Raw genomic sequence first — 25,379 nt, forward strand, 5'->3', positions numbered from 1 at the left:
CAATCGGCTTATGCCGTTCGGCCGAATGGAAAGCGGCGCGCAGCACGCCTAGTATCGGCGGGTGAGTGAGCAACGCAGCCGGCAGCTGTTCAAGGAGATGCCATGTCGGAGAAGTCTGTCCTGTACCACATCGACGGCGATACGCGCGTCGCAACTATCACGCTGAACCGCCCGGACAAGCTGAACAGTTTCACGCGCGAAATGCACGGCCATCTCAGCCACGCGCTCACGGAGGTAGAGGCCAGCAACGCGCGCGCGGTCGTCATCACGGGTGCCGGGCGCGGCTTCTGTGCGGGACAGGACTTGGCCGACCTCGACTTCACGCCCGGTTCGATGTCCGACCTCGGCGAGCTGATCGACGCGCACTTCAATCCGCTCGTGCGTCGCCTGCAGACGATGTCGCTGCCCGTCATCGCTGCTGTCAATGGCACCGCCGCCGGCGCGGGGGCGAATCTGGCGATGGCATGCGACCTCGTCATCGCCGCGCGCTCGGCGAGCTTCATCCAGGCATTCGTGAAGATCGGCCTTGTGCCCGATTCGGGCGGGACGTGGCTGCTGCCGCGCCGCGTCGGCGAAGCGCGTGCCCTCGCCCTCGCGCTCACCGGCGAGAAGTTGAGCGCGGAAAAGGCGGAAGCCTGGGGCATCGTGTGGCGGGTCGTCGAAGACAGCGAACTGCAGCAGGCAGCCGCGCAATTGGCGGCGCAGCTCGCGCAACAGCCGGCGCGAGCCGTGGCCGCGATCAAACAACTGGTGCGTGCGAGCGCGAACAACACGTTCGATGCTCAGCTCGATCTCGAACGCGACATTCAGCGCGAACTCGGCGCATCGCCCGACTATATCGAGGGCGTCGCCGCGTTCAAGGAGAAGCGCGCGCCGCACTTCGAAGGCCTGTAAGACCATTTATTGGAGAGACTTGTGACGCCTCAACAGCTGGCGGAAGCCACCGCCAAGGCCATGTACGAAGCGGACGCCTGCTCGCGCGCGCTCGGTATCGAGTTGATCGAAGTGCGCCCGGGCTATGCCCGCCTGCAGATGAACGTCCGTCCTGACTTTCTCAACGGTCACGCGATCTGCCACGGCGGTCTGATCTTCACGCTCGCGGATTCCGCGTTCGCCTTCGCGTGCAATTCGTACAACGTCAGCACGGTCGCGGCGGGCTGCTCGATCGAGTTTTTGCGGCCCGTGCAAGGCGGCGACCGGCTGACTGCGGAGGCGGTCGAACAGACGTTGAGCGGACGCGCGGGCATCTACGACATCCGCGTGACCAACCGCGACAGCGAAACGGTGGCGATGTTTCGCGGCAAGTCGGCGCAAATCAAGGGAACTGTGATTCCCGTCTGACGGGCCGTCCAGCGCACCACGACAGCGAGCATGAAGGAGACACTGATGACCACAGCATTGCCGCTCGATCCGATCGAAAAGGCGAGCCGCGACGAACTCGTCGCGTTGCAACTGCAACGCCTGAAATGGACGCTGAAGCACGCCTACGAGAACTCGCCGGTCTACCGGAGCAAGTTCGACGAAGCGGGCGTGCATCCCGACGAAGTGCAGTCACTCGCCGATCTCGCGCGCTTTCCGTTCACGACCAAGAAAGACTTGCGCGACAACTATCCGTTCGGCATGTTCGCCGTGCCGCAAGAGCGGGTTGCGCGCATTCACGCGTCGTCGGGAACCACGGGCAAGCCGACGGTCGTCGGCTACACGGCGAAAGATATCGACACGTGGGCGGATCTCGTCGCGCGTTCGATTCGCGCAGCGGGCGCGCGGCGCGGCGACAAGGTACACGTGAGCTACGGCTACGGCCTCTTCACCGGCGGGCTCGGCGCGCATTACGGCGCCGAACGCGCGGGGCTCACCGTTATTCCGTTCGGCGGCGGGCAAACCGAGAAGCAGGTGCAACTGATTCAGGACTTCCGGCCCGACATCATCATGGTCACGCCGAGCTACATGCTGTCCATCGCAGACGAGCTCGAGCGGCAAGGCTTCGATCCGTCGAACTCGTCACTGCGAATCGGCATCTTCGGGGCGGAACCGTGGACGAACGACATGCGTCGTGCCATCGAGCAACGCATGGGTATCGATGCCGTGGACATTTACGGATTGTCGGAGGTCATGGGACCGGGCGTCGCGTCCGAGTGCGCCGAGACCAAGGACGGCCCGACGATCTGGGAAGATCACTTCTATCCCGAGATCATCGATCCCGAAACGGGCGAAGTCCTGCCCGACGGCGAATTCGGCGAACTCGTGTTCACATCGCTCACGAAGGAAGCGTTGCCGATCATCCGCTATCGCACACGCGATCTGACACGCCTTCTGCCGGGCACTGCGCGGACGATGCGCCGCATGGAGAAGATCACCGGCCGCTCAGACGACATGATGATCGTGCGTGGCGTCAACGTGTTCCCGACGCAGATCGAGGAATTGCTGCTGAAGCGTCCGGTGCTCGCGCCGCATTATCAGATCGTGCTGACGAAGGACGGCCCGCTCGACGTTCTCACGCTCAACTGCGAGCCGTGTCCGGAATCGGCGCCGGATCTGGCCGCGCTGGCAAGCGCAAAGACCGCGCTTGCCTACGACATCAAGGCGCTCATCGGCGTGAGCGCGGTCGTGAACGTCCTTGCGGTCAACGGCATAGAGCGGTCGGTCGGCAAGGCGCGGCGCGTGGTGGACAAGCGCAAGTTAGGCGCGTAAGCGTCCCTGCGCTCAGGAGTTCGGCATTAGCAGCCACATCCGGCCGCCTTGCTTCATGCGACCGGCGAGATCGCCGGCGTCGTCGCCGAGGCCCCAAAAATAATCGGCGCGCACGCCGCCCTTGATCGCCGTGCCGGTGTCCTGCGCGAAGACCAGGCGGTTCATCGGCTGGTTGCTGAGCGGCCGCGTGGTCTGCAGGAACACGGGCGTGCCGAGCGGAATGGCGGACGGATCGACCGCGATCGAACGTTCGGGCGTGAGCGGTACGCCGAGCGCGCCGACGGGACCATCGCCGAGACTCGCGCTCATCACGTCGTTCGCGGGCATCTCGCGGAAGAACACGAAGCGCGGGTTCACGTCGAGCAGCGCATCGACGCGCGCCGGGTTCGCCTTCGCCCACGCCTTGATGCCCTGCATCGTCGCCTGCGCGGGCGTGAGTTCGCCGCGATCGAGCAATTCCTTGCCGATGGATCGGTACGGCTGGTTATTCGTCCCGCCGAAACCCACACGCATAACGCTGCCGTCTTCCATCACGATGCGCCCCGACCCCTGCACTTGCAGGAAGAACGCTTCGATGGGGTCGTCGACCCACACGAGCTCGTTGCCGTTCAGCACGCCGGAGCGTTCGAGTTGCGCGCGCGCCGGCAGCGCGGAACCCGGCTTGTACCGATACGGCCAGCGATACAACGCGTACTGATAAGCACCGTGGCGCGTGCGCGAGCCGCGCAGCAACGGCTCGTAATAGCCGGTCACCAGGCCGTCGACGGTCCCGTCGGTATTGGCAAGCTGGAACGGCGTGAAATACGCTTCGAAGAAACTGCGCGCCGCCGACATGTCCAGATCGTCGAGGCTTTGTGCCGCCGCGCATGCCTTCTGCCATCCGGGCTGACGCGCGAGCCGGCTGCAGTTCTGCCGGAGCGCAGCCGTCGCGCCGATCAGGCTATCGTCCTGCCAGCCCGGAACCTGCTGCCAGCTGACCGCGGTCAGTCGCGAGGACGCGCGCTGGCCCGTGGTGATGGGCGGGCCGCCCGCCGTGCTCGGCCCCGGCTTCACGTAACTGCCGCCGCCGCACGAGGCGAGCAGCACGGCCGTTGCAATCGACGCGGCCCAGGCCGCTCCTCGCGCGGCGCGTGGCGCTAACCGCATACAATGCTCGTTCTTGATGGGAACCGCCATGTCTGATCTGTTCGACGAATATCCAATGCTGATCTTCGCGCTCGAGGCGCTCGTGGCGCTCGGGCTCTTGATTTTCATCGTCGCGTGGACGGCTTCGGGCAAAAAGAAACACCAGAACCGCGCGAACGATTCGGCCAAACGCCGCTAGTCTGCGCTTGGCCGCTGCCTGCGCGCTCAGTGCAGCGTGCGCGGCACGTGCAACGCGAATTCCGCGATGGGCGCTTCGAAGCGTTCGCCGTCGTCCGCCACGCAGAAATACTCGCCGCGCATGGTGCCCACCGGCGTCGCGATCACAGCCCAGCTCGTATATTCGAATTGCTCGCCCGGCGCAAGCAACGGCTGCTGGCCGACCACGCCCAGTCCCTTCACTTCCTGCACCTGATTGTCGCTGTCCGTGATGATCCAGTGGCGCGAAATCAACTGAGCCGTCACCTGGCCCGTATTGCGGATCGTCAACGTGTAGGCGAACGCGTATTGGCGGCTGTCCGGGTCGGACTGCTCGGGCATATATCGCGTCTCGACGGACACGGTGAATTCGTACTGGCTCATCGTCGTTCCAATTCAATTCAACGCTGCGCTGCGCAAAAACAGCGCGCGGGTGCGCCGCTACTGGTCAGGCATTCTGCTTGATGCAGCCCGCGCCCGCAACACGGAGCAGGCCTCGCGGGCGTTTTCCGCGCCGTCAAGCTGACCGTCCGGCCGACTTACGCTAAAGACAACGCGGGTTAGAATTGCGCTTCAGACCGTCGGCTGCACGCTCGGCCGCGCGAATCGAGTCTCGTGGTCCCTGCGGCCCCAAACCGGATACGTCCATGGCGCAATTTCACATCGCTCCCAGCATCCTTTCCGCCGACTTTTCCCGGCTCGGCGAGGAAGTCCGCAACGTCGTGGCCGCGGGAGCCGACTGGATTCATTTCGACGTGATGGACAACCATTACGTGCCGAATCTCACGATTGGCCCGATGGTGTGCGAAGCCATTCGCCCGCACACGGAAGTGCCTATCGACGTGCATCTGATGGTGCGGCCGGTGGATCGCATCGTGCCCGATTTCGCGAAAGCCGGCGCGAATGTGATCAGCTTTCACCCGGAAGGTTCGGATCACATCGACCGCACGCTTTCGCTCATTCGCGATCACGGCTGCAAGGCCGGTCTCGTCTTCAATCCCGCAACGCCGCTCAATTATCTCGATCACGTGATGGACCGGCTCGATCTCGTGCTGATCATGTCGGTGAATCCGGGCTTCGGCGGGCAGTCGTTCATTCCGGAAGCACTCAACAAGCTGCGGGAGGCGCGCGCGCGCATCGACGCCTACCGCGAGCGCACGGGCCGCGAGATTCATCTGGAGATCGACGGCGGCGTGAAAGTGGACAACATCGCGGAAATTGCAGCGGCCGGGGCGGACACGTTCGTCGCGGGGTCGGCCATTTTCGGCAAGCACGACTACAAGCAGGTCATCGACGCCATGCGCGCCGAACTGGCAAAATCGGGAGCGCAGCAATGAGCGACGTCATCGCGCCGCCGCCGGCGTTCACGAACCGCCCTATCCGCGCCGCGATCATCGACCTCGACGGCACGATGGTCGACACCGCAGACGACTTCGTCGCCGCGCTCAACGGCATGCTCACGCGCGTGGGCATCGACCAGCCCGCCACGCGGGAGGAAGTCGTCGGCTACATCGGCAAAGGTTCGGAAAACCTGATCCGCAGCGTGCTCGGCGCGCGCCTGCCGCACCCGCAGGCCACCGCTCAGTTCGACGACGCCCTGGCCACGTATCAGAGCGAATACGCGAAGATCAACGGCAAGCATTCGACGCTCTTTCCCGAAGTCGAGGCAGGGCTCGAAGCCATGCGCGAGCTCGGCATTGCCCTCGCGTGCGTCACCAACAAGCCGCATCGCTTCGCGGTGGAATTGCTGTCGCACTTCGGCATCGCGCAATACTTCAAGGTCATTCTCGGCGGCGATTCCGTGCCGTTGAAGAAACCGGATCCGCTGCCGATGCTCACCGCATGCGAGCGGCTGGACGTGCTGCCGCGCGAGACGGTGGCCGTCGGCGATTCCGAGAACGACGCGCTCGCGGGCCGCGCCGCCGGTATGGCGACGCTCACGGTGCCCTACGGTTACAACCATGGGAAAGCCGTGCAATCGGTGAAATCCGATGGTATAGTTTCCTCGCTGCGCGCAGCCGCTTCGGCAATTGCCGCCACGCTTGCGCCGCCGAATACCACACTGACTGAATAGTCCATCTCTCATGTTTCTCAACAGAAAACGGAGTCTGAGCAGCATCGACCGGGGAGCCTGGCCCTGGCGTCGCTGGTCGCGCTAACCTCGCCCGAGGTACGCTGAAGTGACGTTGCGTTCCGCTTCACTCGCTTCAGCAACCGTTTTTTGTTTCGCTGCGCATTCCCGCGCCGTTTCCGTTGATTGGTCGTACGTCGGTCGTATATCGAGCGTTGCTTCGGCGCGCGCCGTCTAGCGTTGCGCGCGGCATGTGCCGTACGCGCAGGCCACCCACGTGACATCGAACTCGTTCGATGCCGCGCGGCCAAGCCGCATCGACCGACAATCCGGCAAACGAGCCGCTCGCAGCGCCGTAAGCATCCCCTTTGACGCGCCCTGACATAACGAACGCGTCGCTCAAGGACCGCAAGATGACCGAACTCGAATTCCAATCGCTGGCGAACGAAGGCTACAACCGTATTCCGCTGATCGCCGAAGCCCTCGCCGACCTCGAAACGCCGCTCTCGCTCTACCTCAAGCTTGCCCAAAGCGAGCGCAATGGCGCGAACTCTTTCCTGCTGGAATCGGTTGTCGGCGGCGAGCGGTTCGGGCGTTATTCGTTCATCGGCTTGCCGGCCCACACGACGGTGCGCGTGCAGAACGGCGTGTCGCAAGTGGTCACGGACGGCACGGTCACCGAGACCGACGAAGGCGATCCGCTCGCGTTCATCGAACGCTTCCAGAAACGCTTCAAAGTCGCCTTGCGCCCCGGGCTGCCGCGCTTCTGCGGCGGTCTCGCCGGATACTTCGGTTACGACGCGGTCCGCTACATCGAAAAGAAGCTCGCCGACACGGCCCCGCGCGACGACCTCAATCTGCCCGACATCCAGTTGCTGCTGACTGAGGAAGTCGCGGTCATCGACAATCTCGCGGGCAAGCTCTACCTCATCGTCTATGCCGACCCGACGAAGCCCGAAGCGTATGCAAAGGCGAAGCACCGTCTGCGCGAGTTGCGCGGCCGTCTGCGCGCGACGGTTCAGCCGCCGGTGACATCGGCGAGCGTGCGTACGGAGACGTATCGCGAGTTCGCGAAAGAGGACTATCTCAAGGCCGTGCGGCGCGCGAAGGAGTACATCGCGGCGGGCGAACTCATGCAGGTGCAAGTCGGCCAGCGTCTGATCAAGCCGTTCCGCGACAATCCGCTTTCGCTGTATCGCGCGTTGCGGTCGCTGAATCCGTCGCCGTACATGTACTACTACAACTTCGGCGGCGACGTTCACGTGGTCGGCGCATCGCCCGAAATTCTCGTGCGTCAGGAAAAGCGCGCCGAGGACCGTATCGTCACCATTCGCCCGCTCGCCGGCACGCGGCCGCGCGGCAACACGCCCGAGCGCGACGCCGAACTCGCCACCGAACTGCTGAACGATCCGAAGGAGATCGCCGAGCACGTCATGCTGATCGACCTCGCGCGTAACGACGTGGGCCGTATCGCCGAGACGGGCTCGGTCGCGGTGACGGACAAGATGGTCATCGAGAAATACTCGCACGTGCAGCATATCGTGAGCTCGGTCGAAGGCCGGCTCAAGCCGGACATGAACAACTTCGACGTGCTGCGCGCGACCTTTCCCGCCGGCACGCTTTCGGGCGCGCCGAAGGTCCGCGCGATGGAATTGATCGACGAACTCGAGCCCGTGAAGCGCGGGCTGTATGGCGGCGCCGTCGGCTATCTGTCGTTCAGCGGCGAGATGGATCTGGCCATCGCGATTCGCACAGGTCTCATCCACAAAGGAAATCTGTACGTGCAGGCGGCGGCGGGCGTCGTCGCGGACAGCGTGCCCGAATCCGAATGGCAAGAGACGGAGAACAAGGCGCGCGCCGTATTGCGCGCGGCCGAGCAAGTGCAAGACGGCCTCGACAGCGACTTCTGAGGAGACAAGACCATGCTGCTGATGATCGACAACTACGATTCGTTCACCTATAACCTGGTCCAGTACTTCGGCGAGCTCGGCGAGGACGTGCGCACGTATCGCAACGACGAAATCACGCTCGACCAGATCGCGGAACTGCAACCCGAGCGCATCTGTCTCTCGCCCGGGCCGAGCAATCCGCAGCACGCGGGCATCACGCTCGACGTGCTGCGCGAATTCTCCGGCAAGCTGCCGATTCTCGGCGTCTGCCTCGGCCATCAGGCAATCGGCGAGGCGTTCGGCGGGCGTGTCGTGCGCGCGCAGACCATCATGCACGGCAAGGTGAGCCAGATCGAGACGGACTGCAAGGGCGTCTTCTCCGATCTTCCGAAGCACTTCAACGTCACGCGCTATCACTCGCTCGCCATCGAGCGCGAGTCGTTGCCGGACTGCCTCGAAGTGTCGGCGTGGACGGCGGACGGCGAAATCATGGGCGTGCGCCACAAGGAACTCGCCGTGGAAGGCGTGCAGTTCCATCCGGAATCCATTCTTTCCGAGCACGGCCACGCGCTGCTCGAAAACTTCGTGAAGAACACGGCGTCCGGCAAGCGGGCTTAAGAACATGACGATCACTGCACAAGAAGCCCTGCAACGCACCATCGAGCACCGCGAAATCTTTCACGACGAAATGCTGCATCTCATGCGCCAGATCATGCGCGCGGAGATGTCGCCCGTGATGGCCGCCGCGATCATCACCGGCTTGCGCGTGAAGAAGGAAACCATCGGCGAGATCGCGGCGGCGGCGACCGTCATGCGCGAATTCGCCAATCACGTCGACGTGGCGGACAACTCCAATTTCGTCGATATCGTCGGCACGGGTGGCGACGGCTCGCACACTTTCAACATCTCCACGGCGTCGATGTTCGTCACGGCAGCAGCCGGCGCGAAAGTCGCAAAGCACGGCAATCGCGGCGTGTCGAGCAAATCGGGCAGCGCGGACGTGCTCGAAGCACTCGGCGTCAACATCGACCTCACGCCGGAGCAAGTGGCCGCCTCCATCGCCGAAACGGGCATGGGCTTCATGTTCGCGCCGAATCATCATCCGGCTATGAAGAACATCGCGGCCGTGCGGCGCGAACTCGGCGTGCGAACCATCTTCAATATTCTCGGGCCGCTCACGAATCCGGCGAGCGCGCCGAACCAGCTTCAGGGCGTGTTCCACGAAGACCTCGTCGGCATTCAGGTTCGCGTGATGCAGCGGCTGGGCGCGAAACACGTGCTCGTCGTGCACGGCAAGGACGGCATGGATGAAGTCTCGCTCGGCGCGGCGACGAAAGTTGGCGAACTGAGGCACGGCGAAGTGCGCGAGTACGAGATTCATCCGGAAGACTTCGGCTTGCAGATGGTCTCGAACCGATCGCTCAAAGTGCAGGACGCGCAGGAGTCGAAGGCCATGCTGCTCGGCGCGCTGAACAACAAGGCGGGCGTCGCGCGCGAGATCGTCATACTGAACGCGGGCGCGGCGCTCTATGCCGCCGACAGGTGCGATTCGATCGCCGACGGCATGGCCGCCGCGCGCGAAACCATCGAAAGCGGCGCGGCGCGCGAGAAGGTCGAGGCCTTGGTACGCTTCACGCAGCAATTCACGAAATAACGGAACCCATCATGAGCGACATTCTCGATCGCATCATCGCGGTCAAGCGCGAGGAAGTTCGCGCCGCCGAACAGAGCGCGCCGCTCGAAGAGCTGAAGCTCGAAGCGAGCGCGCGTGACCTGCGCGATTTCGTCGGCGCATTGCGCGCGAAGCACGCCGCCGGACAAGCCGCGGTGATCGCCGAGGTGAAGAAGGCGAGCCCGTCGAAAGGCGTGATACGCGAGGACTTCGTGCCCGCCGACATCGCGCGTTCGTACGAAAAAGGCGGTGCCGCGTGCCTGTCCGTGCTCACCGACGTGCAGTTCTTCAAAGGCAGCGTCGCGTATCTGGAAGAAGCGCGCGCCGCGTGCAGCCTGCCGGTGCTGCGCAAGGACTTCATCGTCGATCCTTACCAGGTGATCGAAGCCCGCGCGATGGGCGCGGACTGCATCTTGCTGATCGCAGCAGCACTGGAACTCTCGCAGATGCAGGACCTGGAAGCGTACGCGCATTCGCTCGGTCTCGCCGTGCTCGTCGAAGTCCACGACACCGACGAACTGCGCGACGCGCTCACGCTCAAGACGCCGCTCATCGGCATCAACAATCGCAACCTGCGCACGTTCCAGACGACGATCGACACGACCATCGGCATGCTCGAATCCATGCCGGACGACCGTATCGTGGTGACGGAATCGGGCATTCTCTCGCGTCTCGACGTCGAGCGGCTGCGCGCGATGCGCGTGGACACCTTCCTCGTCGGCGAGGCGTTCATGCGCGCCGACGACCCGGGCGCTGAACTCGCCCGCATGTTCTTTTAACCGGACTGCATCGTGGCAATGGAACGCGAAATCAAGCTGGCGCTGCCGCCGTCGCAGCATGACGACGTGGCGCGTTTCTTCGACCAACGCGCCGGCGCGGGCAGGCCGTTCGATCTGGGCAACGTGTATTTCGACACGCCTCAGCTCGCGCTCGCCGAGGCCAAGGCCGCGCTGCGCCTGCGCCGCGCGCCGGACGAATGGCTGCAGACGTACAAGACGCTCGGCGAATCGCGCGCGGGCATGCACAGCCGCCACGAGTGGGAAATGCCGGTGAAAGGCGAGGCGCTCGAAATCGACGCGCTGCTCGCCGCCTGCGACGACGAAGCCGCCCGCGAGGCGCTCAAAGCCGCCGCGCCGGAGCTGGTCGCGCTGTTTCGCACGGACTACCGGCGCATCGTGTGGGACGTCGAGCATGAGGGCGCGCAGATCGAAGTGGCGCTCGACCTCGGCGAAGTGACGGCGGATGTCGACGGCGAAACACGTCGCGCGGAAATCAGTGAACTGGAATTCGAGTTGAAGTCGGGTAACGAACACGCGCTGGAAACGCTCTCCGCCGAAGTGCGCGGCGCGTTTCCGGAACTCGTTCCCGAAGATCTGAGCAAGGCGCAGCGCGGCTACCGGCTGCGCGAGCAGCCACAAAGCGGTATTCAAGACGCCGAAGCATGAATCGCCAGCCTTCCCTGTTTGCCGAGCCGGAAGGCGCGATGGACGCACCCGCGTTCACCACGCTCGAAAGCCAGTTCGACGCGCTGCCCGCCGATTGGCGGCGGCATTTGATGCCGTTCATCGAAAGCCCGCGCTATGCGACGCTCTGCGCGTTCGTGGATGCGGAGCGCGCCGCCGGCAAGACCGTCTATCCCGCCGACGTTTTTCGCGCGCTGCGTCTGACGCACCCCGGCGACGTCAAGGTCATCATTCTCGGCCAGGACCCGTATCACGGGGAAGACAAGGGCGCGCCGCAAGCGCACGGCCTCGCGTTTTCGGTGCCCGCGCCGGTGCGGCCGCCGCCGTCGCTGCGCAATATCTTCAAGGAGATTCAGGCGAGTCTCGGGTTCGCGGCGCCGTCGCATGGTTGTCTCGATGCCTGGGCGAAGCAAGGCGTGCTGCTTCTGAACACGTCGCTCACGGTCGAGCGCGATAAGGCGGGCAGTCACGCCAAGCGCGGCTGGGAGCAATGCACCGACACGCTCATCCACGAGATGGCGCTGCGGCACGACGGACTCGTGTTCATGTTGTGGGGCGCGCACGCGCAGGCCAAGCGCGGGTTGATCGAGGGCACCGGCAAGGCGCACTGCGTGCTGGAAGCGCCGCATCCGTCGCCGCTCTCCGCGCATCGCGGGTTTCTCGGCTGCGGGCATTTCGCGCGGGCGAACGCGTATCTCGTCGAACACGGACGAGCGCCGATCGACTGGCGCTTGCCGCCTGCATAAAAAAGCCCGCTGCGTCGAACGACGCAGCGGGCTTTGACTATCGGCGGCTCTAGAAGCCGCTTACAGCGCCGCGATCGCCTCGCGCGCTTGCGCCAGCGCCGTGCCGGCCACGTCCGCGCCCATGTTCAGGCCTTCGGCGTAGATGAAGTTGACATCCGTCATGCCGAGGAAGCCGAGGAACGACTTCAGATACGGCGTCTGCGAGTCATGCGGCGTGCCGACATACTTGCCGCCGCGCGCCGATACCACGAACACCTTCTTGCCCTTCACGAGACCTTCCGGACCGTTCGCCGTGTAGCGGAACGTGATGCCGGCCCGCGCGATCTGGTCGAAGTACGCCTTCAGTTGCGACGAAATGCCGAAGTTGTACAGCGGCGCCGCGATCACGACGATATCCGCCGCCTGCAGTTCTTCGATCAGCGCGATGCTCTTCGCGTCGATGGCGGCCTGCTCGGGCGTGCGCTTGTCGGCGGGCGTGAAGAACGCGCCTAGCGTGGCGTCGTCGAGGTGCGGCAGGTTGTCGGCGAGCAGATTGCGCACAACGATCTTCGCGCCCGGATTGCTTTGTTGCAGTTTCGCGGTGAGTTCGTCGGCGAGCAGCGTCGACTGAGCGCCTTGCGAACGCGCGGCGGAATTGATTTGCAGAATCGTCGTCATGATGGCTTCCTTCCTGAGTGGGGAGCGGGCGGCAACTGCGCCCGCGTTAGGAAGCATTCTTCAATTTTCGACGTTCGGGAAAAAGCGGCGCGGCCGTGAAGGATCGTTGCATCGGTAGAACAATCCTCCGACGTGCGCCGCCTCTTTCGTTCAGCCTTTCAGCCAGCGCTCGCGCCACTGCTTCGACGGACCGCGGCCGTCCATCGCGGTCAGCACATAGCGCGACACTTCCGGCGCGTCGAGCCTGACTTCAGTGCGACGCAGTTCGTCGCGGCGGAACGTGTGCACCTCGATTCTCGCGCCCGGCAGATAGCGCGACAGCAGCGCGTCCAGATTCGACCCGGTGACGCGCAGGCCGTCAATGGCCACCAGCACGTCGCCTGCCGACAGTCCCGCCTTCTGCGCCGCGCCGCCGTCATGAACGACCGCGAGCGTGCATTCCGCGCCGCCGCGCACCCGCGCCCCGAGCGACGGCTTGCCGGCCGTGCCGTTGGTCGGCATGTCGGGCGCGAGCGCGATACCGAACGGGTCGAGCAGCGCATCGAGCGGCAGATCGCGCGTGCCGCGCACGCCATCGCGAAAGAGCGCGCGCAGGTCCGCGCCGGTTGCCTCCGCAAACAGCGCCTCGACGTCTTCCTCGCGGATGCCGCGCGGCTTGCCGTTGTAGAAGTCGCGGCCGTATCGCTGCCAGAGCAGCCGCATCACGTCATCGAGCGACTTGCGGTTCTCGGTCTGCGCGCGAATCGACAAGTCGAACGCCAGCGCGACCAGCGATCCCTTCTGGTAATAGCTGACGATGGCGTTGGCCGCATTTTCGTCGGCGCGATAGTACTTGACCCATGCATCGAACGAACTCTGCGCGACCGATTGCTTGAGCCGCCCGCTGCCCCGCAGCACGCCGCCGATGGTCTTGCCGAGCAGCGAGAAATAATCGCCCGCGCCGATGAGACCGCTGCGCACGAGCATCAGATCGTCGTAATACGACGTGAAGCCCTCGAAAAGCCAAAGCAGCGACGTGTAATTCTCCTGCGACAAGTCGTACGGCGCGAACGCCGCCGGCTTGATGCGCTTCACGTTCCACGTATGGAAGTACTCGTGGCTGCACAAGCCCAGATACGTGCGATAGCCGTCCGTCATTTCCGGGCGGCCCTGCACCGGAAGGTCGGTGCGATTGCAGATCAGCGCCGTCGATGCCCGGTGCTCCAGCCCGCCATAACCATCGCTGACGGCGACGGTCATGAACACGTAGCGGTCCATCGGCGCTTTCTTCGTGCGCGGCTCGAAGAGCGCGATCTGCGCTTCGCACACGCGCTTCAGGTCCGCCGCGAGCCGCTGCATGTCCAGCGCGACGACGCGCCCCGCGATCACGATGTCGTGCTTCACGCCGTGCGCGGTGAAGTTGCCGAGCGCGAATTCGCCGAGCGTGACGGGATGGTCGATCAGTTCGTCGTAGTTCGCCGCTTCGTAGCTGCCGAAGCCGTAGCGCTTCGTTCCGCGAGATTCGGCGAGCGCCGTCGCGACGCGCCAGTTACGGTGCGCGCCGCCGGGCGGCGGCTGAATATCGACGACGCACGGCGCGCTCGATTGCCCTTCCACCGCGAGAAAGACGCTGGTGCCGTTGAAGAATCCGACGGTATCGTCCAAATGCGCGGCGCGCACCGACATGTCCCACGCATAGACTTCGTAGCGCAGCGTGATCGGGCCGTCGACTGGCGCGGCTCGCCACGCGTGCTTGTCCGTCTTTTCGATGGCGACGCGCCGGCCGGCCGCGTTGAACGCCTGCAGCGTCACGATATTGCGGGCGAATTCGCGGATCATGTAGCTGCCGGGAATCCACACCGGCAGCAGGAACCGCTGTCCAGCCGGATCGGGCTGCGCGACGGTGAGCGTCACTTCGAACAGATGCGCCGCCGGGTTCTTCGGAACGATGCTGTAGCGCACCGGTTGCGTGAGCGGAGTCATTGCCATAGTCGTCCTTGTTCTTGTTCTGAGCGTTGCTTCATTGCGCCGGATGCGCAATGGCGAGCCGTAAAACGAAAGGAGGCGCCCTCACGCCTCCTCTTGCCAGATCGGGCCGCGATCAGTGCGCGGCCGAGATTTCCTTTTCCAGCCGGTCGGCGGGCACCGCGCCCGGCAGACGGCGGCCGTCCGCGAGAAACACCGTCGGCGTGCCGGAGACGTTCATCGCGTGGCCGAGCTTCAGGTTCTTGTCGATCGCGGCGGTGTCGCACGTGCCGGCGGTGGTCGGCGGCTTGCGGTCGAGCATCCAGCTTTCCCAGCTCATCGCGCGATCTTTCGAGCACCAGATCGACTTCGACTTCTCGGTCGAATCCGGCGACAGCACCGGATACAGAAACGTGTACACGGTCACGTTGTCGATGGACTTCAGCGACGATTCGAGCTGCTTGCAATACGGACAGTTCGGATCCGAAAACACCGCGATCTTGCGGCTGCCGTTGCCTTTGACGACCTTCACCGCGTTCTCAAACGGCAGCTTCGCGAAGTCGATCTTGTTGGTCTCGGAAAGCCGCGCTTCGGTCAGATTCTTGTTGCTGCGCGTGTCGACGAGATCGCCGACCATCACGTAGTTGCCGGTCGCGTCGCTATAGACGATCTGCGTGCCGAGGTTCACTTCGTAGAGCCCCGGAATCGGCGTCTTGTCGATGCTCTTGATGGTCGCTTCGCCCATGCGCGCTTCGAGCGTCGATTTGAGCTTGTCGGTGGTTTGATCGGCCTGCGCCGAGCAGCCGAGGCCGAGCGTCGCGGCGAGCGTGGCTGCCGCGGCGAGAGCAAGGCGAAGAGTTGTTTTCATGCCGTTTCCCGATGATGGGGCGACGCGTAACGACCGCGCCCGCCTTGATGTTGTGAGTTGAACCGTTGAACTCGACGCGTCACCCGAGCGCCGCCGAGACGAGCCAGCGCTTGGCGAGCGGCTGGGCGCCGACGAGCGCCATGCCGGTATTGCGAATCGCCTGCGCGAACGTGCCCGGCGCGGAAAACAGGCGCTGCATGCCGTCCGTCACGATCGTCAGCTTCTGTATGTCTTCGCGGCGCGCGCGCTCGTAGCGGCGCAGCAGAATCGGGTCGCCGAGATCGCGGAAGGCTTCCTTGTTCGCGATGACATCGGCGAGCGTGGCGACATCGCGCAGGCCGAGATTCATGCCCTGCCCGCACAGCGGATGAATGAGATGCGCGGCATCGCCGACGAGCGCCACGCGCGGCGCGACGAGCCGGTCCACCGTCTGCAGCCCGAGCGGAAAGCCCTGCGCGGGCGTCACGCATTCGAGCGCGCCGAGCGTGTTTTGCGTAGCCGCTTCGACTTGCGCGGCCAGTTGCGCCGGATCGAGCGCGAGCAGTTCGTCCGCGTGCTCCGTGCGCGCGGACCAGACGAGCGACACATGATCGCCCGGAAGCGGCAACAGCGCGATGATTTCGGTATCGCGGAACCATTGATATGCGGTTTCGCCGTGCGGCCGCTCGGACTTGAAGTTCGCGACGACGCCCGTTTGACCGTAATCGCGGCGATGCATCTTCGCGCCCATTTGCGCGCGCACCCACGAATGCGCGCCGTCCGCGCCGACGATCAGGTCCGTTTCCAGCGTTTCGCCGCTCGACAGCGTGACGTGCGCGGCGTCGTCGTCGATCGTCATGCCCTGCGCGCGCGCCTCGAACCACGAAAGGCTCGGCTGGAAGCGCAAGGCGGCGTCGAGCGCCTGTTCGATCAACGTCGATTCGACGATCCACGCGAGTTGCGGCACCGAAGCCTGAAACGCCGAGAAGTGCAGTTCGGCGTGCGTGTCGCCGAACACGCGCATGTCGAACACCGGGCCGAGCCGCGAGCGATCGAGCGCCTGCCACACGCGCAGTCGTTCGAGCAGCGTCTCCGAACTGGACGACAACGCGTAGATGCGCGAATCGAAGACGGCGCCGGGCGGCAGACCGGCTGCGGGCGGCGCAAGCAGCGCGACGCGCCGGCCGGACTGGGCGAGCGCGAGCGCGGCGGTCTTGCCGACAAGCCCGCCACCGACGACGACCGCGTGAAAGGTCAAGGGATGCGAAGTCATGCGGGCATTATAGCTGCGAGGGTTGCGCGGGTTTTGGCGCTTGCTCAAAGGACGAGTCGGCGGAAACGCCGGCCCGGCCCGGCGGTACAATAGCGGTTTGTCCGGCCGCCCGAGCGGCCGCTGCGCTGGCGGACCCTCTTGTCGCCGCCCGGCGCGCATCGTTTGACGAACCCCGCGCGGCGAAGCGCCGTCTCACCAGTTCGAAGGATTCCATGAGCCTCCAATGCGGCATCGTCGGCTTGCCTAACGTCGGCAAGTCCACGCTTTTCAATGCACTGACCAAGGCGGGGATTGCCGCCGAGAACTATCCGTTCTGCACCATCGAGCCGAACGTCGGCGTCGTCGAAGTGCCGGACGCGCGCCTTCAGGCGCTCGCCGAGATCGTGAAACCCGAGCGCATCCTGCCGGCTGTCGTCGAGTTCGTCGATATCGCGGGTCTCGTCGCGGGCGCGAGCAAGGGCGAAGGCCTCGGCAACCAGTTTCTGGCGAACATCCGCGAAACGGATGCGATCACGCACGTCGTGCGCTGCTTCGAAGACGAAAACGTGATTCACGTCGCGGGCAAGGTCGATCCGCTCGCGGACATCGAAGTCATCGACACGGAACTCGCGCTCGCCGACCTCGCCACAGTCGAGAAGGCGCTCACGCGTTATTCGAAAGCGGCGAAATCGGGCAACGACAAGGAAGCGGCGAAACTCGTCGCGGTGCTCGACAAAGTGCGCGCGCAGCTCGATCAGGCGAAGCCGGTGCGGGCGCTTTCGCTGACCGACGAGGAGCAGGCGCTCATCAAGCCGTTCTGCCTCATCACGTCCAAGCCGACGATGTACGTCGCGAACGTGAAGGAAGACGGCTTCGAGAACAATCCGTACCTCGACGCCGTGCGCAAGCACGCGGAAGCCGAGGGCGCGCCGGTGGTCGCGGTGTGCGCGGCGATCGAAGCAGAAATCGCCGATCTGGACGATGCCGACAAACAGGATTTCCTCGCCGACATGGGCATGGACGAGCCGGGGCTGAACCGTGTCATCCGCGCGGGCTTCAAACTGCTCGGCTTGCAGACGTACTTCACGGCCGGCGTGAAGGAAGTCCGCGCGTGGACGATTCACATCGGCGATACGGCGCCCCAGGCGGCCGGCGCCATCCACACAGATTTCGAGCGCGGCTTCATCCGTGCGCAGACCATCTCGTTCGATGACTACGTCGCGTTCAAGGGCGAGCAAGGCGCGAAGGAAGCCGGGAAAATGCGCGCGGAAGGGAAGGAATATGTCGTGCAGGACGGGGATGTGATGAATTTCTTGTTCAACGTCTGAGCGTCAAAAGTCGTCACAACGGCTTGATTCGAAAAGCGGAGTGCCTGAAAAATGGCGCTCCGCTTTTTTCATGGGCGGACGGCGGCGAAGACCGCCGAAGACCACAACGAGAGATCACAAGAAGATGAAGAGACATTCACGAATCGGCGCGTTCGTAGCGGGTTGCGTGATCGCACTGACGTGCGCGCCCGCCCATGCTTATTACAGCCCGCAGCAACCGAACGAATCCGACCTCGATTCCCACCGCCACTACCGCAACCACGACGGCAACGTCATCCACTCCCCCGCCCGCTCGCGTTCGGGCGCCGTTCCCGAAGGCGCAAGCGCGCAATGCCGCGACGGAACCTACAGCTTCAGCCAGCATCACAGCGGGACGTGTTCGCGGCATGGGGGCGTCGCGCGCTGGGAATAGCGGCGCACGCCCGAAGTACAATGACACGCAACCCGGCGCGTGCGTCATTCCGCGCTGGCTTCCATCGAATACCGAATCGCGGGCCCGTTCAGGCGCCGCGTTCATCCCCTCACTCACATCACGCACACCATGGCCCAATACGTCTTCACCATGAACCGCGTCGGCAAGATCGTGCCGCCGAAGCGTCAGATTCTGAAAGACATCTCCCTCTCGTTCTTTCCCGGCGCGAAGATCGGTCTGCTCGGGCTGAACGGTTCGGGCAAGTCCACGCTCATCCGGATCATGGCGGGCGTCGATAAGGACATCGAAGGCGAAGCGCAGCCGATGCCCAATCTCAACATCGGTTATCTGCCGCAGGAGCCGCAGCTCGATCCGCAGCAGACCGTGCGTCAGGCTGTCGAGGAAGGTCTCGGCGATGTGTTCCAGGCGCAGAAGAAGCTCGACGAGATCTACGCCGCGTACGCCGAGCCCGACGCCGACTTCGACAAGCTCGCCGCCGAGCAGGCGAAGTACGAAGCCATTCTCGCGACGAGCGACGGCGGCAGTCCCGAGCAGCAGCTCGAAGTCGCCGCCGACGCGCTGCGCCTGCCGGCGTGGGACGCGAAAATCGAACATCTGTCGGGCGGCGAAAAGCGTCGCGTCGCGCTGTGCAAGCTGCTGCTGCAAAAGCCCGACATGCTGCTGCTCGACGAGCCGACCAACCACCTCGACGCGGAATCCGTCGAATGGCTCGAACAGTTCCTGACGCGTTATCCGGGCACCGTCGTCGCCGTGACGCACGATCGATACTTCCTCGACAACGCCGCCGAATGGATTCTCGAACTCGACCGCGGCCACGGCATTCCGTGGAAAGGCAACTATTCGAGCTGGCTCGATCAGAAGGAAGAGCGCCTCAAGCAGGAAGAAGCGAGCGAATCCGCGCGCCAGAAGGCGATTAAGAAAGAACTGGAGTGGGTGCGCCAGAATCCGAAGGGACGCCAGGCGAAGTCGAAGGCGCGTATCGCGCGGTTCGAGGAACTCAATAGCCAGGAATACCAGAAGCGCAACGAGACGCAGGAAATCTTCATTCCGGTCGGTGATCGGCTCGGCAACGAAGTCATCGAGTTCAAGAACGTGAGCAAGGCGTACGGCGATCGTCTGCTCATCGACAACCTGAGCATGAAGATTCCGGCGGGCGCGATCGTCGGCATCATCGGGCCGAACGGCGCGGGTAAATCGACGCTGTTCCGCATGTTGACCGGCCGCGAGCAGCCGGATTCGGGCGAGATCATCATGGGGCCGACCGTCAAGCTGGCCTATGTCGATCAGAGCCGCGACGCGCTCGCCGCCGATAAGACCGTCTTCGAGGAAATCTCCGGCGGCGCGGATGTGCTGACGGTCGGCAAGTACGAAACGCCGTCGCGTGCGTATATCGGCCGGTTCAACTTCAAAGGCAGCGATCAGCAGAAGCTGGTCGGCAACCTCTCGGGCGGCGAGCGCGGGCGGCTGCATCTCGCCAAGACGCTGATCGCGGGCGGCAACGTGCTGCTGCTGGACGAACCGTCGAACGACCTCGACGTCGAAACGCTGCGCGCGCTCGAAGACGCGCTGCTCGAATTCGCCGGCTCGGTGATGGTCATCTCGCACGACCGCTGGTTCCTGGACCGCATCGCGACGCACATTCTCGCGTTCGAAGGCGAATCGCACGTCGAATTCTTCGACGGCAACTATCAGGAATACGAGGCCGACAAGCGCAAGCGTCTGGGCGAAGAAGCCGCGAAGCCGAAGCGTCTGCGGTACAAGCCGATCACGCGCTAATCATGCGATGAGCGGCAAAGCGCGCCTAATGCGGGCGCGCGCACCGACATCGGCTCCGAAAATGGCGACCGTCTAGCGACCGTCGCCATTTCTGTTTTTGGCGGCACGATAACGCCCAAAAATGGAGACGCATCAGATGGCGGGACGGCGCGCGCAGCGGGGAGCGCGGTGGGCAATGGGAATCGTCGCGGCGCTCGTCGTCGTGGCGGTCGGCGGCTGGTTCTTCGTCGCGCATCAGATGAAGGAGCGCATCCGCGAGACGCTCGGGCCGAACGGTTCCGTCGATGAAATCGATGTCGGCTTCGGACACATCACGCTCTCGCGTGTGCGGCTGCGCGGCCCGCATGACTGGCCGACAAGCGACGCGTTACGCGCCGAGCGCATCGTGCTCGACGTGGACATGCGCGCGGCACTGTCGAACCGCGTTCACTTGCGCGATGTCAGCGTCGACAACTATTACCTTTCGATCGCCCGTTCCGCCGATGGCCGCGTGCGCGTGCTGCCGGGCCTCAAGGAAACGGCGCGCGAAGCCGACGCGAAGCCCGGCGACAAAGCCGCCCAACACGCGGAGGAGGAGAAGCTGATCGACCGTGTGTCGTTCGAGCGCGGCGCGATGGAGTTCTTCGATGCCTCCGTGCGGCAGCCGCCGTATCGCGTGCTGATCAGCGACGCGCGCGCGACCATCGACCATTTGCATCTGCCCGCGCTGACCGACCGCACCGCGCTGTCGATGAACGGCTCGATCAAAGGTCCGTCGCACACGGGCGCCGTTTCGTGGGGCGGCTGGATGGTCATCGCGAACAAGGATTCACAAACGCACGCGATGCTGCGCAGCGTCGATATTTCGATGCTCGATCCGTACCTGCTGAAGAAAGCCGGCGCGAAGGCAGCGGTGACGGGGGGGACCATCGACATGACCATCGACGCGAACGTCCGCGATTACCGCATCCACGCGCCGGGAACGCTCACGCTGAACCACTTGCAGATCAGCGACGGCGACAGTCCGCTCGACACTTTTCTCTCCATTCCGACGAAAGCAGCGATCGCCGCGCTGAAGGACCGCAAAGAGGAAATTAAGCTCGACTTCGTGCTCGAAGGCGACTTGCGCGATCCGAAGTTCTCGCTCTCGGAGAGTCTGTCGAAGAAGCTCGCGGCCGGCTTCGCGAAGGCGCTCGGCGTGAGCGCCGAAGGCGTGGCGAAGGGCGCGGGCGAAACGGTGAAGGGAATCGGCAACGCGCTGAAGAACCTACTGGGGCAGTAGCGCGCCGCCGTTTGCTTCGCTCGGAGCGGGATTGGCTCAGACGGGAACGCCCAGCGCGCGCAGCTTCGCTTCCGTTTCCTGCGCGCCGGTGTGATGCACGCCGTGCCAGCCGAGATCCGTCGCGGCTTGCGCGTTGGCGGCGTTGTCGTCGATGAAAACGAGTTCGTGCGGCTGGATGCCCGGCAGATGCTTTTCGATTTCCGCGCGCATCAGCGCGAAAATCTGCGGATCGGGCTTCACCAGCCCGACGCGCCCCGACACCACGATTTCCCTGAAACGCCGCAGCACGTCGAAGCGTTCCCACGCGTACGGAAACGTCTCTGCCGACCAGTTCGTCAGCCCGAAAAGCGGCACGCCGGCCGCATCGAGCCGGTCGACGAGCGTAACGCCTTCTTCCAGCACGCCTGCCACCATTTCGTGCCAGCGCGCATAGAACGCGCGGATCAGCGGCTCGTGTTCCGGGTACTGCGCGACGAGCTCGGCCGTCCCCTCTTCCACGCTTTGCCCGCCGTCCTGCTGCATGACCCAGTCCATCTTGCAGACGTTGTCCAGGAACCAGCGGCGCTCGGCTTCGTCGGGGATCAGCTGCTTGTACAGATAGTCCCGGTTCCAGTCGATCAGCACGCCGCCGAAATCGAACACGACTGCTTTGATGGTCATTGCACGCTGCTCCTGTTCTGGTCTCAAACCGCCTGCGTCCGCTTCTCCAGCCACGCCTTCGCCGCGCCCTCCACATGCGGCGACACGCGCCGCCGCACCGTCTCGTGATACGCGTTGAGCCACGCGCGTTCGTCCTCGCGCATGAGCGACATGTCGATGCAGCGCGTGTCGATCGGGCACAGCGTCAGCGTTTCGAACGAGAGGAAATCGCCGAATTCGGTCTTGCCCGCGCTCTGGTTCAGCACGAGGTTTTCGATGCGGATGCCCCACTTGCCCGGGCGATAGATGCCCGGCTCGATCGACGTGATCATGCCCTCTTCCATGGCCGTCCACGGCTCGGCGGGCGCGTAGTGCGAGATCACTTGCGGTCCTTCATGCACGTTCAGGAAGTAGCCGACGCCGTGGCCCGTGCCGTGACCATAGTCCGCGCCCGCTTCCCAGATCGGCGCGCGGGCGATGGCATCCAGCATCGGCGAGCGAATGCCGCGCGGAAAGCGCGCGCGCGAAAGCGCAATCGTGCCTTTGAGCACCGTCGTGAAATCCCGTTTGTGCTCAGGCGTGATCTCGCCCACGGGCACGACGCGCGTGATGTCCGTCGTGCCGCTTACATATTGACCGCCGGAATCGATCAGCAGCAGTCCGTTGCCTTCGATCACGGAATGCGACGCCTCCGTCGCGCGGTAATGCGGCATCGCGCCGTTCGCATTGAAACCCGCGATCGTGCCGAAGCTCAGCGTCACGAAGCCCGGCCTCCGTGCGCGCGCCGCCGTGAGCTTCTCGTCGATGGTCAGTTCCGTGATGCGCTCGCGCCCCAGCGCGTCTTCGAACCACGCGAAGAATTCTGCAAGCGCCGCGCCGTCCTGCTCCATCGTCGCGCGAATATGCTCGGCCTCCGCCGCGGTCTTGCGCGATTTCGCGAACGTCGACGGATTCACCGCTTCGACGATCTTCACCGCCGACGGCACCTTCTCCAGCAGGCCGTGCGTGATGCGGCGCGGATCGATGAGCAGCGTCGAGCCGGCCGGCAACGAGGCGAGCGCCTGCATGGCGTCCGCGTACGGAGCGACGCGCACGTGGTCTCGGGCGAGCGCCGCCTTCAGCGCGTCGGGCACCTTGCCTTCGGCGACGAAAAGCGTGGCGTCGTCCAGGCCGACCAGCGCATGCGCGACGAACACCGGGTTGTAGCTGACATCCGCACCGCGCAGATTGAAGAGCCACGCGAGATCGTCGAGCGTCGAAATGATATGCCACTGCGCGCCCTTGCCGCGCATGGCTTCGCGGATATGCGCCAGTTTTTCGGCGCGGCCGACGCTCGCGTGCGGCGCGGCGTGTTCGTACACCGGCGCATCCGGCAGGCCGGGACGCTCGGGCCAGACGGATTCGAGCACGTCCACGTCTGTCCGAAGCGTGATGCCGCGCGCCGTCAGCGCATCGGCCAGCGTGCGCGCCGCCGCCACGCCGAGCACCGCGCCATCCACCGCGACGACGCCGCCCGCCGGCACGTTCTCCGCGAGCCATTCGACATGCGGCGCGGTCTGCTGCCCGCCCATCATCTTCATGAGCAAGATGCCGGTGCCGGCCAGTTGGGCTTCGGCCTGCGTCCAATAGCGGCTATCGACCCAAACGCCCGCGAAGTCTTTCGTCACGACGAGCGTGCCGACCGAGCCGGTAAAGCCCGACAGCCATTGGCGGCCCTGCCAGCGCTCGGGCAGATATTCGGAAAGGTGAGGATCGGCGGACGGAATGAGAACGGCGTCGATGCGCTCCGCTGCCATTCGGCTGCGAAGCGTTCCGACGCGCGCGGCGAATGTCGAAGGATCGGGAACAGCGGAATGTGCGATGCGGTCGTTCATGAATCACCTGCCGAAAGTGGCGAATTAAGATGCGAAAACTTTAGCGGCGCGCGGCCAGCCCGACGGTCGCCGTCACGGCGATGAGCGCGAAGAGCGTGCACGCGAACCATTCGAGCGTCTCGCCATCGTGATAAACATCGATGACATTGCCGAACATGCGCGCAACCACGGTGGCGATGATGCCCGCGACAATCGCGGCCCACACGCGCCCCGCAGCGCCGCGACCGACGCGCCCCGCCCGTCGCAGCGGATGCAGCCACCAGCCTGCCACGCCGATGACCGCGCCCAGAAAAATCAAGCCGATCCAGTTCATCGGGATGCTGCTCCACAGGCTCGGAAGAAGGAGAACGGCGCGCTGCGCCGGACGTAAGCGAACGAGTTTAGGGGGCCGGGTTGGCGAAGGCAAGCGCCCTCAAAAGGCGGCATTTGCATTCGATTCTGCGATTTGTTTCTGCGAATATGCCTAAAAATGAAACGACGCGCGAGTGCTAAACTCCGAAATACATTCAGGAGGGCCGATCAACTCAACAACTTTGCATTGATCAATACGCCCCGCATTTCTTTCATCCAATCCGGCCGTGCTAATTGCAAGGCCGATCTGGGTTCTTAACGCTATAAAACATCATGAGTGAAAACGAGCGGATCTCCCTTGGTGGTCTCGAAATAATCATGACCTACCGCGGCGCGACGCAGGAGCGGCGTGAAAACCTGCGTGGCGTGCTGCGCCATCTTGACCTCGCCTACTGCGATTACGTGCTCTATCTGCTAGAAGCGGACGCCACGCCGACCTTCCACTGGTCGGGTTTCGGGGATGAGAAAATCCGCCATATCTTTATTCACGACGACGGGCCCTTTCCGAAAGCGAAACTGTGTAATCTCGGCGCGCGCTTATGCACCGGCAATATCATCTGCTTCCACGACGCGGATATGATCGCCAATCCGGAATACATGCCGCTCAGCATTGCTTCTTTGACAGACGGAACAGCGAGCGATGCGTTATGCCCGTTTCTTCGCGTCATTAATATCACCGGCGATTTTCGGAGTGACTTCATCCGCTCGGGGAATTACGCGGCACTGGAAGAATATCTGGAATCCGACTTACCCGACGGAATGGAAGTGCTCTACGAAAATACGCCGGGCGCCATCGTGCTGATGAAGCGATCCGAATACATGCGCGTGGGCGGTTACGATCCGCGCTTCACCGGCTGGGGCGGCGAAGACGACGACCTGCTCACGCGTGCCACGCGCCTCGGCGTGCGCTGGCATTCCATTCCCGAATCGCGGGCCGCGTTGTTCCATCTGCATCACGACGCCACGTCGCGCCACGACGCGATCGCCGCCGCGCAGCGAAACCGCGAAGCCGCCGCGCAAACGCACGCCATGCCGCTTCCCGAACTTGAAGCGCGCGCCGCCGAACTCGCCAAATACTTCGATTAAGCGTCCACTGCGGTCGATTGTCGCGCGGGAAACGCCGACATTCTCCACGAGCCCCGCG

General features: G+C 64.2%; 25 protein-coding genes. 16 read left to right on the forward strand and 9 right to left on the reverse strand.

Annotated elements, in window-relative coordinates; all coding sequences use genetic code 11:
* The first annotated feature begins 102 nt into the window (after positions 1-102).
* From paaG to paaK, 3 genes are read left to right on the forward strand one after another with little or no spacing between them, the layout of a single operon-like run.
* Positions 103-894 carry a 2-(1,2-epoxy-1,2-dihydrophenyl)acetyl-CoA isomerase PaaG gene (gene paaG, locus JYK05_RS11370; protein WP_175946652.1) on the forward strand — a complete coding sequence of 264 codons (792 nt, stop codon included), beginning with the start codon at positions 103-105 and terminating at the stop codon, positions 892-894.
* A 60-nt stretch (positions 895-954) separates the two neighbouring features.
* Positions 955-1,341 carry a hydroxyphenylacetyl-CoA thioesterase PaaI gene (paaI, locus tag JYK05_RS11375; protein ID WP_241269903.1) on the forward strand — a complete coding sequence of 129 codons (387 nt, stop codon included), beginning with the start codon at positions 955-957 and terminating at the stop codon, positions 1,339-1,341.
* A 45-nt stretch (positions 1,342-1,386) separates the two neighbouring features.
* Entirely contained in the window at positions 1,387-2,691 is a 1,305-nt protein-coding gene (gene paaK, locus JYK05_RS11380) for a phenylacetate--CoA ligase PaaK (protein ID WP_206467082.1), read from the forward strand.
* Positions 2,692-2,703: 12 nt separating this feature from the next.
* Here paaK and JYK05_RS11385 read toward each other — a convergent pair whose 3' ends face one another.
* Positions 2,704-3,945: a murein transglycosylase A gene (locus JYK05_RS11385; RefSeq protein WP_175946645.1), complete on the reverse strand. Its 1,242-nt coding sequence runs from the start codon at positions 3,943-3,945 to the stop codon at positions 2,704-2,706.
* A gap of 96 nt (positions 3,946-4,041) precedes the next feature.
* The gene (apaG, locus tag JYK05_RS11390) at positions 4,042-4,416 is read right to left on the reverse strand and encodes a Co2+/Mg2+ efflux protein ApaG (RefSeq protein ID WP_206467083.1); all 375 of its coding nucleotides are present in this window, start codon (positions 4,414-4,416) and stop codon (positions 4,042-4,044) included.
* 263 nt (positions 4,417-4,679) lie between these two features.
* On the opposite strand from apaG, the gene rpe reads away from it, so the two are divergent.
* From rpe to JYK05_RS11430, 8 genes are all read left to right on the forward strand, one after another.
* On the forward strand, positions 4,680-5,369 hold the full coding sequence (gene rpe / locus JYK05_RS11395) for a ribulose-phosphate 3-epimerase (RefSeq protein ID WP_206467084.1): 690 nt from the start codon (positions 4,680-4,682) through the stop codon (positions 5,367-5,369).
* The gene (gene gph, locus JYK05_RS11400; RefSeq protein ID WP_175946639.1) at positions 5,366-6,106 is read left to right on the forward strand and encodes a phosphoglycolate phosphatase; all 741 of its coding nucleotides are present in this window, start codon (positions 5,366-5,368) and stop codon (positions 6,104-6,106) included. Before rpe ends, gph begins: the two co-directional genes overlap by 4 nt.
* 410 nt (positions 6,107-6,516) lie before the next feature.
* Positions 6,517-8,013 carry an anthranilate synthase component I gene (gene trpE, locus JYK05_RS11405; RefSeq protein WP_206467085.1) on the forward strand — a complete coding sequence of 499 codons (1,497 nt, stop codon included), beginning with the start codon at positions 6,517-6,519 and terminating at the stop codon, positions 8,011-8,013.
* Positions 8,014-8,025: 12 nt separating this feature from the next.
* The gene (locus tag JYK05_RS11410; RefSeq protein WP_159837057.1) at positions 8,026-8,610 is read left to right on the forward strand and encodes an aminodeoxychorismate/anthranilate synthase component II; all 585 of its coding nucleotides are present in this window, start codon (positions 8,026-8,028) and stop codon (positions 8,608-8,610) included.
* Positions 8,611-8,614: 4 nt separating this feature from the next.
* Positions 8,615-9,646 carry an anthranilate phosphoribosyltransferase gene (gene trpD / locus JYK05_RS11415; RefSeq protein WP_206467086.1) on the forward strand — a complete coding sequence of 344 codons (1,032 nt, stop codon included), beginning with the start codon at positions 8,615-8,617 and terminating at the stop codon, positions 9,644-9,646.
* Positions 9,647-9,657: 11 nt separating this feature from the next.
* Positions 9,658-10,443, forward strand: a complete 786-nt coding sequence (trpC, locus tag JYK05_RS11420) for an indole-3-glycerol phosphate synthase TrpC (protein ID WP_206467087.1) — start codon at positions 9,658-9,660, stop codon at positions 10,441-10,443.
* Positions 10,444-10,455: 12 nt separating this feature from the next.
* Positions 10,456-11,109: a CYTH domain-containing protein gene (locus JYK05_RS11425; RefSeq protein ID WP_206467088.1), complete on the forward strand. Its 654-nt coding sequence runs from the start codon at positions 10,456-10,458 to the stop codon at positions 11,107-11,109.
* Complete coding sequence (locus JYK05_RS11430) at positions 11,106-11,873, forward strand: uracil-DNA glycosylase (RefSeq protein WP_206467089.1); 768 nt, start codon at positions 11,106-11,108, stop codon at positions 11,871-11,873. The genes JYK05_RS11425 and JYK05_RS11430 overlap by 4 nt, the downstream gene beginning before the upstream one ends.
* Before the next feature lie 60 nt (positions 11,874-11,933).
* Here the strand turns inward: JYK05_RS11430 and JYK05_RS11435 are convergent, their stop codons facing one another.
* The 4 genes from JYK05_RS11435 to JYK05_RS11450 form a co-directional block, all read right to left on the reverse strand.
* A complete protein-coding gene (locus JYK05_RS11435) occupies positions 11,934-12,530 on the reverse strand; it encodes an FMN-dependent NADH-azoreductase (protein ID WP_175946626.1) in 597 nt (198 codons plus the stop codon).
* A 150-nt stretch (positions 12,531-12,680) separates the two neighbouring features.
* Entirely contained in the window at positions 12,681-14,492 is a 1,812-nt protein-coding gene (locus JYK05_RS11440) for a M61 family metallopeptidase (RefSeq protein ID WP_206468286.1), read from the reverse strand.
* A gap of 118 nt (positions 14,493-14,610) precedes the next feature.
* Entirely contained in the window at positions 14,611-15,342 is a 732-nt protein-coding gene (locus JYK05_RS11445; protein ID WP_175946624.1) for a DsbC family protein, read from the reverse strand.
* A 79-nt stretch (positions 15,343-15,421) separates the two neighbouring features.
* Entirely contained in the window at positions 15,422-16,594 is a 1,173-nt protein-coding gene (locus JYK05_RS11450) for a UbiH/UbiF family hydroxylase (protein ID WP_206467090.1), read from the reverse strand.
* Between the two features lie 212 nt (positions 16,595-16,806).
* Between JYK05_RS11450 and ychF the strand changes: the two genes are divergently transcribed.
* From ychF to JYK05_RS11470, 4 genes are all read left to right on the forward strand, one after another.
* Complete coding sequence (gene ychF / locus JYK05_RS11455; protein WP_175946619.1) at positions 16,807-17,901, forward strand: redox-regulated ATPase YchF; 1,095 nt, start codon at positions 16,807-16,809, stop codon at positions 17,899-17,901.
* Between the two features lie 124 nt (positions 17,902-18,025).
* Complete coding sequence (locus JYK05_RS11460) at positions 18,026-18,313, forward strand: DUF3761 domain-containing protein (RefSeq protein ID WP_175946617.1); 288 nt, start codon at positions 18,026-18,028, stop codon at positions 18,311-18,313.
* Positions 18,314-18,442: 129 nt separating this feature from the next.
* Positions 18,443-20,110 (forward strand): energy-dependent translational throttle protein EttA, encoded by a 1,668-nt coding sequence (gene ettA, locus JYK05_RS11465; RefSeq protein ID WP_206467091.1) that lies wholly within the window; start codon positions 18,443-18,445, stop codon positions 20,108-20,110.
* Positions 20,111-20,246: 136 nt separating this feature from the next.
* Positions 20,247-21,371: a DUF748 domain-containing protein gene (locus JYK05_RS11470; RefSeq protein WP_206468287.1), complete on the forward strand. Its 1,125-nt coding sequence runs from the start codon at positions 20,247-20,249 to the stop codon at positions 21,369-21,371.
* A gap of 36 nt (positions 21,372-21,407) precedes the next feature.
* Here JYK05_RS11470 and JYK05_RS11475 read toward each other — a convergent pair whose 3' ends face one another.
* From JYK05_RS11475 to JYK05_RS11485, 3 genes are read right to left on the reverse strand one after another with little or no spacing between them, the layout of a single operon-like run.
* A complete protein-coding gene (locus JYK05_RS11475) occupies positions 21,408-22,031 on the reverse strand; it encodes an HAD family hydrolase (protein WP_206467092.1) in 624 nt (207 codons plus the stop codon).
* Positions 22,032-22,054: 23 nt separating this feature from the next.
* Positions 22,055-23,884, reverse strand: a complete 1,830-nt coding sequence (locus JYK05_RS11480) for an aminopeptidase P family protein (RefSeq protein WP_206467093.1) — start codon at positions 23,882-23,884, stop codon at positions 22,055-22,057.
* Positions 23,885-23,924: 40 nt separating this feature from the next.
* Positions 23,925-24,197 (reverse strand): hypothetical protein, encoded by a 273-nt coding sequence (locus tag JYK05_RS11485; protein WP_206467094.1) that lies wholly within the window; start codon positions 24,195-24,197, stop codon positions 23,925-23,927.
* 311 nt (positions 24,198-24,508) lie between these two features.
* On the opposite strand from JYK05_RS11485, the gene JYK05_RS11490 reads away from it, so the two are divergent.
* On the forward strand, positions 24,509-25,321 hold the full coding sequence (locus JYK05_RS11490; RefSeq protein ID WP_206467095.1) for a galactosyltransferase-related protein: 813 nt from the start codon (positions 24,509-24,511) through the stop codon (positions 25,319-25,321).
* Positions 25,322-25,379 lie beyond the last annotated feature (58 nt).

The sequence above is a fragment of the Caballeronia sp. M1242 genome (assembly GCF_017220215.1).
Classification (GTDB): domain Bacteria; phylum Pseudomonadota; class Gammaproteobacteria; order Burkholderiales; family Burkholderiaceae; genus Caballeronia.